This window comes from Streptomyces sp. NPDC052042, assembly GCF_044548345.1.
Lineage (GTDB): Bacteria > Actinomycetota > Actinomycetes > Streptomycetales > Streptomycetaceae > Streptomyces.
In genome coordinates, this window is record NZ_JBIUBU010000034.1 from 18,616 (window position 1) to 35,676 (window position 17,061).

The window sequence follows — 17,061 nt, forward strand, 5'->3', positions numbered from 1 at the left end:
AGCAGGGGAGGCCCCATGGTTCGCGGCGTTGTGCGAGTCGTCCTCATACGTCCAGTACGAGGACGCTCCTCCGCCTTGCGATCGCACGCACCAGACACCGCACAGCCCGACCTCCGGCCGAACGGTGTCAGTTTGGAGGCACGACCCAGGTGTATTGCTGTGTGCGGTTGGGAACGCGGCTGGCGGGCGGTCTCTCTGCGAGCGAGGTGTTTGTGTCCGCAGTGGTGATTGCAGGTGTGCAGCCATAGCGGGAACGCTTCGCGTCGTTCGGCTTCTGAAGCGGTAGGGGCGAGCGTAGGCCCTTTCGTCGAGCAGGGTGCGGTTGAGCCGTTCGACCTCGCCGTTGGTCTGGGGCCGGTGGGGCCGGGTTCGTTCGTGAGCGCTCCCGGCCGCTGCCAAGGCGTTGCGCCAGGCATGGGACTTGTAGAAGGCCCCGGACCGGATCTTGCTGACTGCTCGGAGGCCCAGTGCTCTGTGGCCGCCGGCGTCGGGGTGTTGCCGAGTTTCTTGATGTCCACGCGGACGAGTTCGCCGGGCCTGCCGCGTTCGTAGCGGCGTATGACACGGCCGGTGGCCCGGTCGAGATGGTTCAGCCGAGCTAAGGGGTCTGCCCGCGCTCGGTGGCGTGCCCGGCCTGCGCCTCGGCACGCAGTGCGCACACGGCGAGTTCCACGCGCGTCGTGTGCCGGGCATCGGTGACGTCGAAGCCGGTCAGCTCGGCGAAGCGGGTGAGGTGGTTGGTGATCGTGTTGCGGTGGTAGAAGAGCCGATCGGCGGTCTGCTGGATTCCAGCGGTCTCGAGGTACACCTCGACCGTGCGGATCAGCCGCTCCCGCTCGACGGCGTCGATCGCCCACAGCCCGCTCAGCACCTCGCGGATCAGATCCGGCATGAATTCCCCGATCCTGGCCACGGCTAGTCGCGGCCACAGCTCGGCGGTCCCGAGGCAGCTCTGCGGCGTGCCCACCGCATCGAGCCCGGCGAGGCCCAGCTGCACGGCGTGCGGCACCCCGCGCAGGCCCTCGACCGGGCCGATCCGAATGCCGCGGACACCCTCCGCCTCGGGCAACTCGCGCTTGGGGCCCATCTGGCAGAGCAGGATCTCGAACTCGCCGAAGTCGTGCAGGTAACCCTGACCCCCGGCCGCGCGCAGGCGGTCGCGGTACGCGCCGAGGCCGCTCTCAGGGCGCACTCCCACGTAGACCGTGCACTCGCGATCGGCCTGGATGCGCAGCAACTGGCTCGTACGCGCCACGAGGTCGGATCGGGCACCGCCGCTCTGCAGCAGCCGGTCGAACCAGCGCCGCTGCTCGACCTCGAGCTCCCGGGCGCTTTCGGTGATCCGCTGCTGGTAGGCCAGCAGCACCCGCTCGGAGTAGCTCTCGACCGCGTCCCACACCTCGGTGCCGCCGAGCAGCAGAGCCGAGGCCTCGCCGTCGTCGTCGAGCCGTTGCACGAGCGATGACCAGATGACGCGGAAGTCGAGGCGCACGGCCTTGAGCAGGTCACCGAGCGGCACTCCTTGGTCGGCACGGCTGCGGCCCAGCTCGAGCGCGAGCTGCTCGAGCGCCTCGCGGGCGCCGGGCTCGCGGGTGATGGTCTGCAGCAGCAGGCCGATGCTGAGCTCCGCCATTTCGCGCAGTGACTCCTCGGGGACCGCCCCGTCGGAGTAGGGCGGAATCTCGCGGATCTGCGCCAAGAAGTCGCCGACGAGCGTATCGATCTCGTTGCCCGCTCGCAGGGCCGCGTGCTGGATCACGGCGTGTGGATCGGGGAGCGCGGCGTCGCTCGTGCGGCGTCTGTGCATGTGCCCAATGTAGGGCATGGATCGCGTGGCCTGGCCCCCCTGGCGTCGCTCGCCGCAGAAGCCATAGCTTGCGGATCACGGCGAAGAAACCGGCACAGAAGGAGACCGACATGGAGTACCCGATCGAGGCATCCGAGAGCTTCCACGGGCTGCTCGGCCCCGAGGCCGAGCCCGCTTTCCTCGCGCCCGAGGAGCTGACCGCGAGCTGGGGGCGGAAGTGGGGAGCGGCAGATGAGTTCAGCACCCTGCGCAGCGTTCTGATGCGCAGCCCCGGCGATGGCCTGCGCGGACTGACGTCCGAACGCTGGTCCGAGAAGCACGGTGCGCTCGTCGACCTCCCGGGCCAGCGCTACTGGATCGATCGCACAGCGCCGGACGTCGACCTCTTCAAGGAACAGCACGCCGGCTTCGTCCAGACGCTTCGGGACCACGGCGTCGAGGTGGTACTCGCGCCGACCTTCGAGCAGGGCTTCACCAAGTCGATCTACACCCGCGACCCGCTGATCACGCTGCCCGGGGGCGCCATCATCCTGCGCCTCGCACCGCGGATGCGGCGCGGCGAGGAGCAAAGCATCACTGCGACCGTCGCGGGCGCCGGGATGCCGATCCTCGGCACGATGACCGGCACCGGTCTCGCCGAGGGCGGCAGCTTCGTGAAGCTGCGCCGAGATCTCGCGGCCTTCGGCACCTCGGTGCGCTGCAACGTCGAGGGCCATCGTCAGTTGCACGGCATGCTCGCCGAGCAGGGCGTCGAGCTGATCGAGGTGCCGTTGCCCGGCTACTGGATCCACCTCGACGGTTCGCTGCTGATGCTCGACGAGGATCTCGCGCTGATCATGGCCGGCGAACTGCCCTACACCTTCATCGAGCAGCTGCACGCACTCGGCATCGAGACGGTGGAGGTGCACCCGGAGGAGGACTGGGCGGTCAACTCCTTCGTGATCGGGCCGCGCAAGGTCATCATGTCCGACGACCACGTGCGCACCGCCGAGTACCTCAACTCGAAGTACGGCGTCGAGCCGATCCTGATCCCCTACTCCGAGATCCGCAAGAACGGCGGCAGCCTGCACTGCTCGACCATGGAGCTGCAGCGCGACTGGTAACGCGCCTGCCCGACTCCCCGTGTTCAACCGCCGATCACACCCAGCCTTCGAGGAAGGACCCAACCCGCATGCAGACACCAGAAGACGCCTTTCTCTCCGACTGGAGCATCCACTCGCGCTTCGGCGCGGTAGAGGACACCGGCGGCGTCGACCGGCAGGCGGCGAGCGAGCCCGACGGTGAACAGCGCAAGTGGTTTGCCCAGCTGCTCGAGTCGCACGGGTTCGAAGTGCAACACGACGCGATCGGCAACCAGTTCGGGCTGCTCGAGCTCGTGCCGGGGGCGCCGTACGTGCTCACCGGTTCACACATGGATTCGCAGCCGACGGCAGGCCGTTTCGACGGTGCCTACGGGGTGATGGCCTCGGCGCACGCCTGCTTCCGCGTCGCCGAGGAGCTGCGGGCCGACCCCTCGCGGGCGCGGTACAACCTCGCTGTCGTGAACTGGTTCAACGAGGAGGGCTCGCGTTTCAAGCCCTCGATGATGGGCAGCTCGGTGTTCACCGGCAAGCTGGCGCTCACGGAGGCGCTCGCGACTGTCGACTGCGGGGGTGTCTCGGTGGCGGGCGCGCTGGATGCCATCGGCGAGCGCGGCGATTTCAGCGGTCTCGACGTGGCCTCCTATGCCGAGATCCATGTGCAGCAGGGGCGCAGCATGGAGGAGGAGGGCGTGACCATCGGCCTGGTGGGCGCGACCTGGGCGGCGCACAAGTTCGAGTTCCGGGTCACCGGCGAGCAGGCGCACAGCGGCGCGACGCTGATGGCGGATCGCCGAGACGCGCTGCTCGGCGCGGCCAGGTTGGTCGTTGCCGCGCGCGAGCTGGTCGACCGCTTCGAACCAGGCATGCTGCACACCGCCTGCGGCGAGCTGAACGTCTACCCGAACTCGCCCGTCGTCGTCGCCAGCGAGGTGCAGCTGCTGCTCGACCTGCGCTCGCCCAGTGCCGAAGTGATTCGTGAGGCGCACACCTCGCTGATGGACACGATCGAGCGGATGCGCCACGAAGACCGCGTCGAGGTCGAGGTCATCGCCGAGCACAGCTGGGACCAGAACCCCTACCCCGAGGCGGGCGTCGAGCTGGCACGCGAGATTGCGGAGGACCTGGGGCTCACCCACGCCCGTGTGCTCACGGTCGCCGGTCACGACTCGACGAACATGAAGGACGAGGTGCCCACGGTGATGCTCTTCGTGCCGAGCGTCGACGGCGTCTCACACAACCTCGCCGAGTTCACGCGCGACGAGGATCTGCTCGCCGGCCTCGCCCACCTCACCGGAGTGGTGCGCTGCCTCGCTGCCGGGGCGCTTGTACAGACCGATGAGTAGTACTGCGCCATCCGCAAACATGTCGACGACGCTGTTCAGAGATGCATGCTGCCCTCTCGTGGACAGCAAGAGGCAGCGGCGCCCGCCGACAAGACCAGGCCGGCTGCCCTTGCCGGGAGCCGCGCCAATCCTCGAACAACATGGCGAGTTCTCCCCACTGGAAGCATGAAGTTCCCGGCGAGGCGGCACCAGGACGAGGGCCCAGCGGGCGGCCCAAGACCAGTAGACCCCGCAAGGTCGAACCCTGTGCGAGTCTACGACCTTCGCAGCGGGTACATGTAACGGTATGGCACGGTATCGGACCCGGTCGCCGACTGTCGTGGACCGGGCACGGCAGGTCGTGGAGAGCTACGACGGCGGCGTCACACTGCGCAGGTGATGTACCGGCTGGTCTCCGAGGGTGTGCTGCCGCACTTCACAGCTTCGGACCCGGACCAGCTGTGGGTCGCGGATATGACCTACGTCCGCACCTGGTCGGGCTGGGCGTACGTGGCGTTCGTCCTGGACGTGTACTCACGAATGATCGTCGGCTGGCAGGTCGCCGACCATATACGGACCGAACTCCCGCTGGATGCACTGGAGATGACACTGTGGAGACGGAGGATCAAGAAAGACTCCGGCCTCATCCATCATTCGGATCGCGGCAGTCAATATGTGTCCATCCGTTACACCGAGCGGCTGGCAGATGTCGGTGCTTCCGCCTCGGTCGGCTCTGTCGCGGACTCGTATGACAATGCCATGGCCGAGGCCCTCAACGGCAGCTTCAAGGCCGAGCTGATCGAAATGCAGGGCCCCTGGCGAGACTTCGAGCAGGTCGAACGGGCGATCTTGCCTGCCCCATGTGCCCCTGGAAGGGAAGCAGTGCGCCAATCACCGTGCACCGCCCGTCGGCCTCTAGTGGTCGGCGGGTGAGCGTGCACCGGGGGCACGTGACGTCGTCGGCGTGCAGGGTGTCGACGAGTATCCGGCCGAGGGCCAGGGCGGAGGAGTCCGCGCGCGGTTCCTTGTTCTGGTTGTCCAGAGAGGTGACCGGGAGGATGACGCGTTCGGCGACGTCCAGAAGTAGCCCGGCCCGGATGTAGGCGAACGCGGCGCAGATGTTGTCCGGGGGCATCGCGGCCCGGACAGAATGACGGACACGCACCGCCTGGCACGGTACCGAGGCGGCGCGTGTCCCTCACAACAGGGCAAACATGGCCTGATGCGGCATTAAGCCCAAGGGATCCACCCTGACGACGTCCACGTTGCCGCTGCGGCCCCGCACAGAATGCACAGCGCCTTGTCCGCCCAACGGGGCGCGCCGAGCTTCACCGTCGCGTCTGCCGCTTCGACTGTGATCAGCAGGCCGCTGAGGAGGACAAGAGGACCGTTGCTCCAGGTGATCTCTGGGCGGCCGATGGCCATCCAGCCGACCGCAATGCCGAACAGGCACAAGCAGGTGTAGAACGCGCGCGGGTTGGGCCTGGAGTGGGGTTTGTTCTTCGATCGGTGGATGAAGATGACCGTGAGCTGCGCCAACAGCGCTATCAGCGCGAACATTGTGCACGGCTCCCACTGATCTTTTCGTAAGTTCGGTGGGTGTGGTGGGTGGATGGTCAGGCCGGTATGGGCGAGGAATGACCATGGAAGTCGGGGGTTGGTGTTGATGCGGTGGATGCCTTGTTCGGTGGCGTCGGCGACGTCGGCGAGGTGGTCGCCGGCGAGGTTGGCGAGTTCCCGCTTCTTGAGTGAGGACCACAGGAGTTCCACCGGGTTCAGCTCGGGAGCGTAGGCCGGTAATCGCTCGAGGGTGAGCCAGTCCTGTTCGGCGACCCAGGCCCGCATCGCCCGGCTCCAGTGGGCGGACAGCCCGTCCCGGACCAACACCACCCGGTCGCCGCCGTAGAACACCTTGACTTGCTCCAGGACCTCGATCAGTGCGGTGGTGTCGTAGCTGCCGGGCTTGAGGTGGAAGCACAGGCGCGGACCGCGATCGGGGTCGGTGGCGTGATAGCCGAGGGCCGCGGCCATCGACGCCCGTTTCCAGTTCAGCCGGTTCTGCAGGAGCGGGGTCCGGCCCCGGGGTGCGTAGGTGCGGCGGATCTGAGGCAGCAGCGAGACGCCTGATTCGTCGAGGAACACGATCCAGGCACGTGTGTTCACCGCCCCTTTTTGATGCGGGGCCACTCATGCGCGATCCAGCGGGCGATCTCGGAGTCGTCCCGCTCCACCGCCCGACGCTCCGGCCGCTGCAGACTCCACCCCAGCCGACCGGTCAGCAGTCGCCACACCGTCGCCCGCGACAAGGACACCTCCGTCACGCGCTCCACGACCAGACCAACCCGCTCCAGCGTCCACAGATCAGCCTCGAACCATTGCGCCTGAGCACCCCGCTCCAAAGCCGCCCGCACCTCCTCGACCTGGGCATCGTCCAACTTCGGCCGGCGACCGGGCGCAGGACGCCGCCGCAGCGCTTGGGCTCCGCCGTTCTTCCCACGCGCGTCTCCACCGCCGCACACTCTCCGCATGGACCCCCACCATCCCCGCGATCTCGGCGTTCGAGCGGCCTTGCCCGAACAACTCGACCGCACGAACACGCCGGGCCTCCGCCAACTGCGGCCGTGACAAAGGAGGAACAGACGAACCGGAGACAACGGAAGAAGGCTGGTACAACACGTCAACAGAGTCCCACCCGCAGACCCACCACACCCACAGAACCAACGAAAAGATCAGTAGAGGCCGAGCGTCACATCTGACACTCATACCCCGATAGTAAGGGTTTCCGGAAAGAGCATAGGTCACTACCCCATGGCATTAAATGTCCGACCTGACCGATAATCTGACTTCTGCTCACCTCCATCCGGAGATGGGCGTAGAGCAGCCCCCGCGCGGATGGCGGCCCGCCGGGGGCTGTAAGGCCAAAGGAGAGAGCCTTGAGTTCCACGTCGAAATCGATCGTGCCCGCTGCTGCTGGCGGCAGCGGCGTGCCCAGCCCGTCGACGCGATCTGCCGAGAAGACAACCCGGTATGGCACGTACATGGTGATAGACGGTGACTTGAGGAAGCCAGAGGCTGCGGCAGCGCAGATTTTCTCGCCTGGCCCCCGTGCGTGCGGGGCTGTTCCATCCGACGCGCAGGAGGACGCGTGAGTGACATGTCCGAGATCGATGACGGCAGCGTAAGCGCCTCCTTCAGTACACCGATGAAGGTGCGGTACGCGGTAGGGAATCAGGATCGCGAGGCGCTGGTGATCACGGGGGGAATGTCCCTGGCAGACCACGTCGAGCGGCTTGAGTCAGGGGGCTCCGCCTGGGTCAGCTTCATTCTTGCGAGAGGTGGCAGGATCAGCCTGCGCCTCGATTCTGTCGTGGCCTTGGAACTGTCGCGCTGACTCACATGACCAAGGTTGCGTTCACGGTCAGGCCGCCGGCGGCTTGTCGTACGCATATTGGCCGAGCCCGGTGTGCTCCCTCAGTACGGTCTTGTGACTACTTCCTGGTGCCGGGAAGATTCCGGGGTGCGGCTTCACAGCGTTTCTGTCAGAATTGTCCCGGCTCCGCCGCCCCCGTCGGCGGGGCCACCTCCGTGCTGAGGGGTAGCTCAACAGGCGCAGAGCGGCCGATTCATCCCTGGTGCCGACACCGGTTCGAATCCAGCCCTTGCAGCACTGCGCCCCTCGCTGCCGACACCGGCAGCGAGGGGCGGTTTCGTGCGTCTAGTAGTGCTTGGTCAGGTCGGTATTGGGGTGGGTGTGTCGCGGTGGCAGGTGGGGCAGGCGCCGGTCCAGACTGCGAGCAGGGTCTGCAGTTCACGGACGACCTGGTAGAGGCTCAGGCTGGCGCCGTGGCTGTGGTCGCGGTTCTACCCGGCGACCGGCCGGGAGGGGTACGTGCCCCTTGCGTTCGTGTTCACGGGGAAGACGGCCGCGCAGCGGGAGAGTCGGATGCTGCGGCTGGAGCAGGCCGCCCGCCGTTACTTCGCCGGGGAGCCGTACCCGGGCCGGGGCGCGGGCATCACCGCCGTCGACTACCACCAGGCGGTGCCCGTGGTCGTCACCGAGCTGGAACGGATCACCGCCGCCCCGGCCGGGGCTGCCGGCGCGGTGTGGCGTCGGCTGGGGCGGGATGAGTGGCAGACGCTGGGCGAGGCGCTGAACAACCCGGACGGGGAGCGGCTGTACGTGGTCCAGCTCCGGGAGGCCCGCCAGTGGCAGGCGGAGCGCGAGGCAGCTCACCGGGAGGCGCAGCGACCGGTGTGCACGCAGTGCGGCACCAAGTTCACCGACGAAGGCTGGCAGGAGATCAGGCGGTCCTCGTGGCCCGGTGAGTGGGACCGGCTGTGCGGGCCGTGCGCGACGGAGGCCGCCGGCCGTGCGGAGGCTGACCGCGTCGCGCGCCGCCAGGCGGAGGAAGCCGACCGCGCGGCCGCCGAAGCGCTGGCCGTGAGGCCCCGCAGCCGGTTCGGCATCGGGCGCCGCCGGTAGCGGACGGGCTCGGAGGCCGGGGTGGGTGTCGGTGGCGGCTGCGAGGCTGGTCGCCGACCAGCAGTCCGGCCTCCTCCTGCAGCTCGCGCCGGAGGGCTTCGTGCAGGAGCTCGCCGTCCTTGACCCCGCCGCCGGGCAGCGACCAGCGCATCTCGCCGGCTGGCTGGCCGAGTACGGCATCCTGGCCCTGGTCGTCCACGACTTCGCCTCCCAGTCCTACGCCGACGTCGTACACCGCCGCACCACCGGGCACGGCCCCGCCACCCTGCTCTGGTGCGGCGACTTCGACGCGAGCCGCGCGGACATCGCACGAGACTGGGTCCGGCGCAACGAAGACTGCTGGGGCGAGGCCTGCCGGGTGCTCCTGACTCCTGAGCAGATCGTCGAGTAGGAGCTGCCCTCGGCCGAGGGCAGGCACGGCGACCCGAGATGGCCGACCTTCGCCGACCGCTACGGGCTCGACCCCACCCACCCCGTGCAGTGGGAGCTTGAAGCACTGGAACCGGCCGAACTCCAGCGCCTGGTCCTCGCCGCCGTCGACCCGTAGATCGACCACGCCGTCCTCGCCCGCCAGATCACCCGCGAGGAAGAACAACGCCGCGCACTGGCCGCCTTTGTGAACGGCTGCGACGCGGCGGGCGAGGGAAGAGGGCCGTCGTAGCGCTACGGGGTCAGCAGGTTCAGGCGGGCGCCGGCGCCGGGCGCAGCGACGCGAGCGGGGAGCGCCGGCCCTTCTGTGCCGCGCGCAGTTGCCTCCGGTCGACTTCGGGGTGGGCGGGGATGGCCGTGTCGCTTGGCAATGCTGGTCAAGGTGCGCGTACGGGCTGTGTGCAAGGCGGGCCGGGTTCTGGGTGTGCCGGGCCGTGCTACGGAGTGTGGGGAAACGTTGAAGGGGTGTCCGTGACTGGCTGTCACGGACACCCCTTTCAGGTCCGGTTAGGTCCGGTTACCTCAGTTGTTGTGGCGTTGGCGCCTCCTGAGGGCGACGGCGAGGGAGAGGCCGCCGAGGATCAGCAGTGTGCCGAGCGCGGCCGCGGAGAGCACGGTGGTGCCGGTGCGGGCGAGGATCCCGGACGATTGCGGGGCGGGCTGGGGGTTGTTGGGTGGCGGGACGATACCGGACGGCGGGATGTTGCCGGACGGCGGGACGTTGGTGGACGGCGGAGGAGTCTTCCCCGGCGGCACCGTGTGGTCGGTTTCGCAGCCCTTCTCGGTGTCGCAGGTGCCGCGCTTGTTGTCGGGGGTGGTGACGACGTTGTGCAGCAGGCCGTCGCCGCTACCGGTGACGGTCACGGAGTAGGTGATGGTGGCCTTGCCGTCGACGGGGAGGTTGCCCTTCCAGACGAGCTTGCCGTCGGACACCGTGACATCGCCCGACGACGCCTTGGCATCGTCGTTGTAGGCGGCGTCGTCCAGGACCTTGGACAGGTCGTCGGTGATGGTGGCGTCCTTGACGTCACCGGCACCCTTCTGGACGACGGTGACGGTGTAGGTGACCTTGTCGCCCTTCTTCACCGCCGTACCCGTCTTCGGGTCGGAGGACTTGGAGAAGATGTACGAGCCGTAGACGTGATCGGTCTCGCAGCCCTTCTCGGTCTCGCAGGTGCCGCGCTTGTCGTCAGGAGTGGTGACGACGTTGTGCAGCTTGGAGTCACCACCGCCGGTCACGGTCACGGAGTAGGTGATCGTGGCCTTGCCGCCGACGGGGAGGTCGCCCTTCCAGACGAGCTTGCCGTCGGACACCGAGACGTCGCCCGCCGATGCCTTGGCATCGTCGTTGTAGGCGGCGTCGTCCAGGACCTTGGACAGGTCGTCAGTGATGGTGGCGTCCTTGATGGCGGCCTTGCCGTGCTGGTTCACCGTGACTGTGTAGGTGATCTTGTCACCGACCTGCACGGTGGAGCCGGACTTCGGGTCGGAGGACTTGGAGAAGGTGTAGGCGCCGTAGGCGTGGTCGGTCTCGCAGCCGTTCTCCTTCTCGCAGGTGCCGCGCTTGTCGTCGGGGGTGGTGACGACATTGTGCAGCTGGCCGTCGCCGTTGGCGTTGACGGTCACGGAATACGTGATCGTGACCTTGCCGCCCACCGGGAGGTCGCCCTTCCAGACGAGCTTGCCGTCGGACACCGAGACGTCGCCCGACGACGCCTTGGCATCGTCGTTGTAGGCGGCGTCGTCCAGGACCTTGGACAGATCGTCGGTAACCGTGGCGCCCTTGACGCCACCGGCGCCCTTCTGGGCGACGGTGACGGTGTACGTGACCTCGTCGCCCTTCTTCACCGCCGTACCCGTCTTCGGGTCGGAGGACTTGGAGAAGACGTACGAGCCGTAGACGTGATCGGTCTCGCAGCCCTTCTCGGTCTCGCAGTGGCCGCGCTTGTCGTCGGTGGTGACGGCGTTGTGCAGCTTGGAGTCACCACCGCCGGTCACGGTCACGGAGTACGTGATCGTGACCTTCCCGTCGACCGGCAGGTTGCCCTTCCAGACGAGCTTGCCGTCCTTGACCTCCGCGGTACCCGACGAGGCCTTGACGTCACTGTTGTAGGTGGCGTCGTCGAGGACCTTGGACAGGTCGTCGACCACGGTCGCGTTCTTGACGTCGCCGGCACCCTTCTGGGCGACGGTGACGGTGTACGTCACCTTGTCGCCGACCTGCACGGTGGAGCCGGACTTCGGGTCGGAGGACTTGGAGAAGATGTACGAGCCGTAGACGTGATCGGTCTCGCATGCCTTCTCGGTCTCGCAGGTGCCGCGCTTGTCGTCGGTGGTGACGACGTTGTGCAGCTTGGAGTCACCACCGCCGGTCACGGTCACGGAGTACGTGATCGTGACCTTCCCGCCGACCGGAAGGTCGCCCTTCCAGACCAGCTTGCCGTCCTTGACCTCCGCGGTACCCGACGAGGCCTTGACGTCACTGTTGTAGGTGGCGTCGTCGAGGACCTTGGACAGGTCGTCGACCACGGTCGCGTCCTTGATGCCGGCCTTGCCGTGCTGGTTCACCGTGACGGTGTAGGTGACCTTGTCACCGACCTGCACAGTCGAGCCGGTCTTCGGGTCGGAGGACTTGGAGAAGGTGTAGGCGCCGTAGGCGTGGTCGGTCTCGCAGCCGTTCTCCTTCTCGCAGGTGCCGCGCTTGTTGTCGGGGGTGGTGACGACATTGTGCAGCTGGCCGTCGCCGCTACCGGTCACGGTCACGGAGTACGTGATCGTGACCTTCCCGTCGACCGGCAGGTCGCCCTTCCAGACGAGCTTGCCGTCCTTGACCTCAGCCGACCCGGCCGAGGCCTTGACATCGTCGTTGTAGGTGGCGTCGTCGAGGACCTTCGACAGGTCATCGGTGATGGTCGCGTCCTTGACCTCGCCCGCGCCCTTCTGGGCGACGGCGACGGTGTAGGTGACGTTGTCGCCCTTCTTCACTGCCGTACCCGACTTCGGGTCGGAGGACTTGGAGAAGACGTACGAGCCGTAGACGTGGTCCGTCTCGCAGCCCTTCTCCGCGTCGCAGGTGCCGCGCTCGTCGGGGGTGGTGACGACGTTGTGCAGCTTGGTGTCGCCGCCGCCGGTGACGGTCACGGAGTAGGTGATGGTGGCCTTGGCGCCGACGGGGAGGTTGCCCTTCCAGACGAGCTTGCCGTCCTTGACCTCAGCGGAACCGGCCGAGGCCTTGACGTCGTCGTTGTAGGTGGCGTCGTCGAGGACCTTGGACAGGTCGTCGACCACGGTCGCGTTCTTGACGTCGCCGGCACCCTTCTGGGCGACGGTGACGGTGTACGTGACCTTGTCGCCGACCTGCACGGTGGAGCCGGACTTCGGGTCGGAGGACTTGGAGAAGACGTACGAGCCGTAGACGTGGTCCGTCTCGCAGCCGTCCTCCTGCTCGCAGTGGCCGCGCTTGTCGTCGGTGGTGACGACGTTGTGCAGCTTGGTGTCGCCGCCGCCGGTGACGGTCACGGAGTAGGTGATGGTGGCCTTGGCGCCGACGGGGAGGTTGCCCTTCCAGACGAGCTTGCCGTCCTTGACCTCAGCCGAACCGGCCGAGGCCTTGACGTCGTCGTTGTAGGTGGCGTCGTCGAGGACCTTGGACAGGTCGTCGACCACGGTCGCGTTCTTGACGTCGCCGGCACCCTTCTGGGCGACGGTGACGGTGTACGTGACCTTGTCGCCGACCTGCACGGTGGAGCCGGACTTCGGGTCGGAGGACTTGGAGAAGACGTACGAGCCGTAGACGTGGTCGGTTTCGCAGCCCTTCTCCGCGTCGCAGTGGCCGCGCTTGTCGTCGGTGGTGACGACGTTGTGCAGCTTGGAGTCACCACCGCCGGTCACGGTCACGGAGTACGTGATCGTGACCTTCCCGCCGACCGGAAGGTCGCCCTTCCAGACCAGCTTGCCGTCCTTGACCTCCGCGGTACCCGACGAGGCCTTGACGTCACTGTTGTAGGTGGCGTCGTCGAGGACCTTGGACAGGTCGTCGGTGATGGTGGCGTCCTTGATGCCGGCCTTGCCGTGCTGGTTCACCGTGACGGTGTAGGTGATCTTGTCGCCGACCTGGACGGTGGAGCCGGACTTCGGGTCGGAGGACTTGGAGAAGGTGTACGAGCCCAATTCGTGGTGGGTGGTGCAGCTGGGGGTGCTGCCGTCCTCGTTGACCTCGCAGCCGGGTGACAGCACGGTGTTGACGAGTTGGGCGTCCCCGCCGGCCTTGACGGTCACGGAGTAGGTGATCGTGGCTTCGCCGCCGACCGGGACGGTGCCGTTCCACGTCAGCACGCCGTCCTTGATCTCAGCCGTGCCGGTCGACGCCTTCACGTCGTCGTTGTAGGTGGCGTCGTCCAGCACCTTCGACAGGTCGTCCGAGAACGACGCGTCGGCCGGAGCGGAACCCTGCTGGGTGACCTTGACCGTGTAGGTGACCTTGTCACCAGGGGCCACGGTCTGGCCGGAGGCCGGGTCGGCGGTCTTCTCGACCTTGTAGTTGGTCACCTCGATCCCGGCCGGGTCCGGTGGGATGGTCGGCGGGACCTCGGAGTCGGGCGGGGTGTCCGCCGTCGCGGAGGCGGTGTTGACGAACGTGCCCGACACGGACTTGTCCAGCACGGTGCTGAACTCGTGCGACTGGCTCTTGCCCGGTTCCAGGGAATCGATCGTGAACGCGCCGAGCTCGGGGAACTTGTCGTCCGAGACCTTCACGTTCTTGAGCGTGCCCTGGCCGGTGTTGGTGACCACGATCCGGTACTTGACTGTGTCGCCGTACTTGAAGGCCGGGTAGTCGGCCGCTTCGTTGGCGTCGTGCCACTGCCCGTCCTTGTCCTGGACGAACTTCTTCAGCGAGGCGGAGTAGTAGTTCGCCACGGTGATCGGCGCCGACGTGCGCATCACCAGCTCGGTGTGCCCGTCACGCGCCTGCGCGCGGTTCACCAGCTTGTCGCCGCCCTTGGCGCCGTCGGTGGCCACGGCGACCTTGAACTGCTGGCGCGCGCCCGGGTCCAGCGAAGGCCCGATGACACGCACGGCCGTCGCGTCCGGCGTGAACGTCTGCGTCCACCCCACCGTGTTCCCGGTGACGTCGCCGGCCTTGCCGTTCGACTTGTCGTCCGGGTCGTCCGACAGCGACCCCGGAGCGGCGGTGGTGTAGTACACCTTCGCACCCGCCTCAGGGGTCACCGACTCCAGCTTGTAGGAGCCGGAGTACGACGTCCCACGGCCGTCGCCCTTGTAGGGCAGGATGTCGATCGTGTCCGTGAACTCCTGTGGCACCGGGTCGTACGACCTCAGCGTCACCGTCCACGAACCCGAACCCTTCCCATCACCCTTCACGTTCGGGATGAACGCGGCATCCGCGCTCTTCCCGATCGTCGTCAGACCATTGACGGGCACCGTCACGGTGGCGGTCGCCGCACGCGAGTTCTGCCCGTTCACCGAGGTGACAGCGGAGTTGACGAGCGTTTTTCCGGGAGTGGCCTTGTCGGTGGCCGAGGCCTGGTAGGTGAGCGTGTGCTGCGTGTTCGTGGTGACGCCGTTCAGAGCCCATGTCAGGACCTGCTGCCCGTTTCCGTCCGTCGTGACGGCCGGTTCGGGGTCGGCCGAGCCGCTGACGTAGAGCATCCCGACCGGCAGCGTGTCCACGATCTTGTAGCCGTCCACCGTCGGCGGAGCGACGCCCTGGCCGTTGGCGGAGTAGGTCAGCGTGTACGTCGCCGCGTCACCAGGCCTCAGCACCGACCGGTCCGCGGACTTCTCCACGAACGGGCCCACGCCGATGACGCGCAGGATGTCACGCGAGGGGGTCGTGGCGGCATAGCGGGCACCAGGTGTCGCGGTGACGTTCCCGTTGATCGGCGCCCAGGTAGCGTTGGGCTGCCGGTACTGCTTGAACGTCCAGACGTCCGTGCCCACCGGGGTGCCGGGCTTGATCTGCTGGATGGCTCCAAGGGCGATGTTGGTGCCGATGTGCCTGATGTCGGAGTGCAGATAGTTGGACCGTATCGCCTTCACCGTGCTCAGATCGGCCGGCACGGTGGTCACCCAGCCCGCAGCCCCGAGGTCGTCGCCGCCCGTCCCACAGCTGAACGCTTCCGGGTTGTAGCTGCCGGAGTTGGGGTTCAGGCTGGGTGAGTCGCCGACGTAGTACTCGGTCGGTATCCCTGCGAGGCTCGGATCGGTCCATTCGGCGGACTCGAAGGTCGTGTACTTGGTGTCGAGCACGACGCACATGCCGAGCTTTGTGTTCGGATCCATGGAGAAGGTGGCCAGTCCGGACACCGCGTGGGCGTTGACCCGGGTACCCGGCGACACCCGGTACGTGTCGTCCATCGAGGTTCCGCCGGAGCCGGTGTACCACCGGCTCCACTGGCCGACGTATGCCCCGGCCCTCATGACGACCTTGCTGGAGGTGTTGTTCGACGGGTCGTCCTGGGCGGTCTGGCCGGAGACCGAGGTATAGGTCGGCGCGGAGGACTCCAGCTTGGTCGCACCAACCTGGGTGGTCATGAGGCGGAACCACACGGAACCGCTGGCCACGACGACCCGGTCGGTGGGCAGCGGCTCGCCCGCGGAGTCCTTGGTGGGCACCTTCGCCTGCGAGTAGTCGATGCCGGTCAGGGTCAGCTTGAACTCGTTGGCGTTACCCGTCGGGGTGACCGTGCAGGACTTCACGAACGGGGCCATCTGACCGGCAGGGTGTGAGCCCCCCGACCACGGGTGGCCGTCGGCTGCGCCAGCTGAGAAGGCCTCGCAGGCGCGCGGGCCGACCTGGACGGAACCGGCGGGCGGCGTCACCTTCAGGATGTAGCTGACCGAGTCCGGCCCGGCCTCGCTGCCCTTCTTCAGGTTCAGCGTCCACTCGAAGTCGACGTCGAAGTAGGTGTCGCCGTTCTCGAAGGCGTTGGTCGGCGTGCCCCAGACCATGTCCATCCCGAAGGCGTTGCGGATCGGGATGGGCGGCACCTGGGCGCTCTCGCCGCCGATGGTGCCCGTGGCGGAGACCTCGTCGCCGTTCTCGCCGTCCGCCACGATGGGAGTCTGGACGACGACGGCGGTGCCCTGCTGCTGGGTGCCCAGGTTGCAGGTCAGGGTGGCCTTGTCGGCCGACAGCGACGACGCCGGCGTCACGTCCTTGGTCAGGCAGGCGTCGGGTATGGCGTCGAAGGTGCCGTGTTGCAGGGTCACCTTGAAGGTGACGTTGTCCACCAGCTCGTTGGACGGGGCTGCTTCGTCGTCGTTGATGTTCACCCGCCACTCGGCGGTGACCACCTCACCAGCAGCCAACTGGGCCGGCACCTTGCCGGCCCACCTGCCAGTGATCTGGTGCACCGGCTTCGCCCACGCAACGGTCACCTGGCTGAACATCGGAAGAATCAGCGCCAGTGCCAGGGAAAGTGACAACCAGCCAGCCCATCTGGAGCGGGATATCAGCAACCCGCGCCCCCCTCCGCCGTACGCGGAACCGGCGGCCTGCGGCCGCCCTCTCTGCGAACTCACCTCGGATCACCCCTCAAGTTCTCGTGGCACGGGCACGCACGCCAGGCAGCCACGAGCGGTGACCTGCAACCGCAGATGACACGACGCCGAGCCCGCATGCGCGCCTGGTCGGTGGGCGCATGCCAACACTCAGACCAGAGTTAAGCACTCATAAGGGTGATTTAAAGGAATTTCCGTTAATGAGGGCTTCGTGTCTCACTAGCCCCACAGGGCTGCCCCGCCCGTTCCCCATGCCGGTGCGGACACGGACGTGCGGCGCCCGTCGGTCGTCGGCCTGGCCGACGCGGGCGCGTGTGAGGCCGCCACCTGGTTCGCCTTCGATTGCACCGAGGGCCAGCGGCCGGTGTATGTCGCGGTGGAGGAGGACAGCAGTGGACAGGCTTTATCCGGCCG

9 protein-coding genes and 3 pseudogenes are annotated in these 17,061 nt (G+C 67.4%); 5 read left to right on the forward strand and 7 right to left on the reverse strand.

The window, feature by feature from the left end; all coding sequences use genetic code 11:
• Window positions 1-127: 127 nt before the first annotated feature.
• Together ACIHCL_RS33135 and ACIHCL_RS33140 are read right to left on the reverse strand one after the other, a co-directional pair.
• Window positions 128-602, reverse strand: a pseudogene (locus ACIHCL_RS33135) (integrase core domain-containing protein); the annotation flags it as partial.
• Complete coding sequence (locus ACIHCL_RS33140) at window positions 599-1,825, reverse strand: helix-turn-helix domain-containing protein (RefSeq protein WP_399867861.1); 1,227 nt, start codon at window positions 1,823-1,825, stop codon at window positions 599-601. The gene ACIHCL_RS33140 and the pseudogene ACIHCL_RS33135, both read right to left, overlap by 4 nt.
• Window positions 1,826-1,917: 92 nt before the next feature.
• Here ACIHCL_RS33140 and ACIHCL_RS33145 point away from each other — a divergent pair, with 92 nt between their 5' ends.
• The 3 genes and pseudogenes from ACIHCL_RS33145 to ACIHCL_RS33155 all read left to right on the forward strand — a co-directional run.
• Window positions 1,918-2,910, forward strand: a complete 993-nt coding sequence (locus ACIHCL_RS33145; RefSeq protein WP_399867862.1) for an arginine deiminase family protein — start codon at window positions 1,918-1,920, stop codon at window positions 2,908-2,910.
• Window positions 2,911-2,978: 68 nt separating this feature from the next.
• Window positions 2,979-4,232: a M20 family metallo-hydrolase gene (locus tag ACIHCL_RS33150; protein ID WP_399867863.1), complete on the forward strand. Its 1,254-nt coding sequence runs from the start codon at window positions 2,979-2,981 to the stop codon at window positions 4,230-4,232.
• A 366-nt stretch (window positions 4,233-4,598) separates the two neighbouring features.
• Window positions 4,599-5,063 (forward strand): annotated as a pseudogene (locus ACIHCL_RS33155) (IS3 family transposase); the annotation flags it as partial.
• 378 nt (window positions 5,064-5,441) lie between these two features.
• Here ACIHCL_RS33155 and ACIHCL_RS33160 read toward each other — a convergent pair.
• From ACIHCL_RS33160 to ACIHCL_RS33170, 3 genes and pseudogenes are all read right to left on the reverse strand, one after another.
• Window positions 5,442-6,374, reverse strand: a complete 933-nt coding sequence (locus ACIHCL_RS33160) for a transposase (RefSeq protein WP_399867864.1) — start codon at window positions 6,372-6,374, stop codon at window positions 5,442-5,444.
• On the reverse strand, window positions 6,371-6,739 hold the full coding sequence (locus ACIHCL_RS33165; protein ID WP_399867866.1) for a winged helix-turn-helix domain-containing protein: 369 nt from the start codon (window positions 6,737-6,739) through the stop codon (window positions 6,371-6,373). The genes ACIHCL_RS33160 and ACIHCL_RS33165 overlap by 4 nt, the downstream gene beginning before the upstream one ends.
• Window positions 6,705-6,974 (reverse strand): annotated as a pseudogene (locus ACIHCL_RS33170) (helix-turn-helix domain-containing protein); the annotation flags it as partial. The gene ACIHCL_RS33165 and the pseudogene ACIHCL_RS33170, both read right to left, overlap by 35 nt.
• Before the next feature lie 382 nt (window positions 6,975-7,356).
• On the opposite strand from ACIHCL_RS33170, the gene ACIHCL_RS33175 reads away from it, so the two are divergent.
• Window positions 7,357-7,602 (forward strand): hypothetical protein, encoded by a 246-nt coding sequence (locus ACIHCL_RS33175; protein ID WP_399867868.1) that lies wholly within the window; start codon window positions 7,357-7,359, stop codon window positions 7,600-7,602.
• Between the two features lie 910 nt (window positions 7,603-8,512).
• Here the strand turns inward: ACIHCL_RS33175 and ACIHCL_RS33180 are convergent.
• Window positions 8,513-8,845: an NUDIX domain-containing protein gene (locus tag ACIHCL_RS33180; RefSeq protein WP_399867889.1), complete on the reverse strand. Its 333-nt coding sequence runs from the start codon at window positions 8,843-8,845 to the stop codon at window positions 8,513-8,515.
• On the opposite strand from ACIHCL_RS33180, the gene ACIHCL_RS33185 reads away from it, so the two are divergent.
• The gene (locus tag ACIHCL_RS33185) at window positions 8,726-9,085 is read left to right on the forward strand and encodes a hypothetical protein (protein ID WP_399867895.1); all 360 of its coding nucleotides are present in this window, start codon (window positions 8,726-8,728) and stop codon (window positions 9,083-9,085) included. The two genes, ACIHCL_RS33180 and ACIHCL_RS33185, sit on opposite strands and share 120 nt — an antisense overlap.
• 560 nt (window positions 9,086-9,645) lie before the next feature.
• Here the strand turns inward: ACIHCL_RS33185 and ACIHCL_RS33190 are convergent.
• The gene (locus ACIHCL_RS33190) at window positions 9,646-16,572 is read right to left on the reverse strand and encodes a hypothetical protein (RefSeq protein ID WP_399867870.1); all 6,927 of its coding nucleotides are present in this window, start codon (window positions 16,570-16,572) and stop codon (window positions 9,646-9,648) included.
• Window positions 16,573-17,061 lie beyond the last annotated feature (489 nt).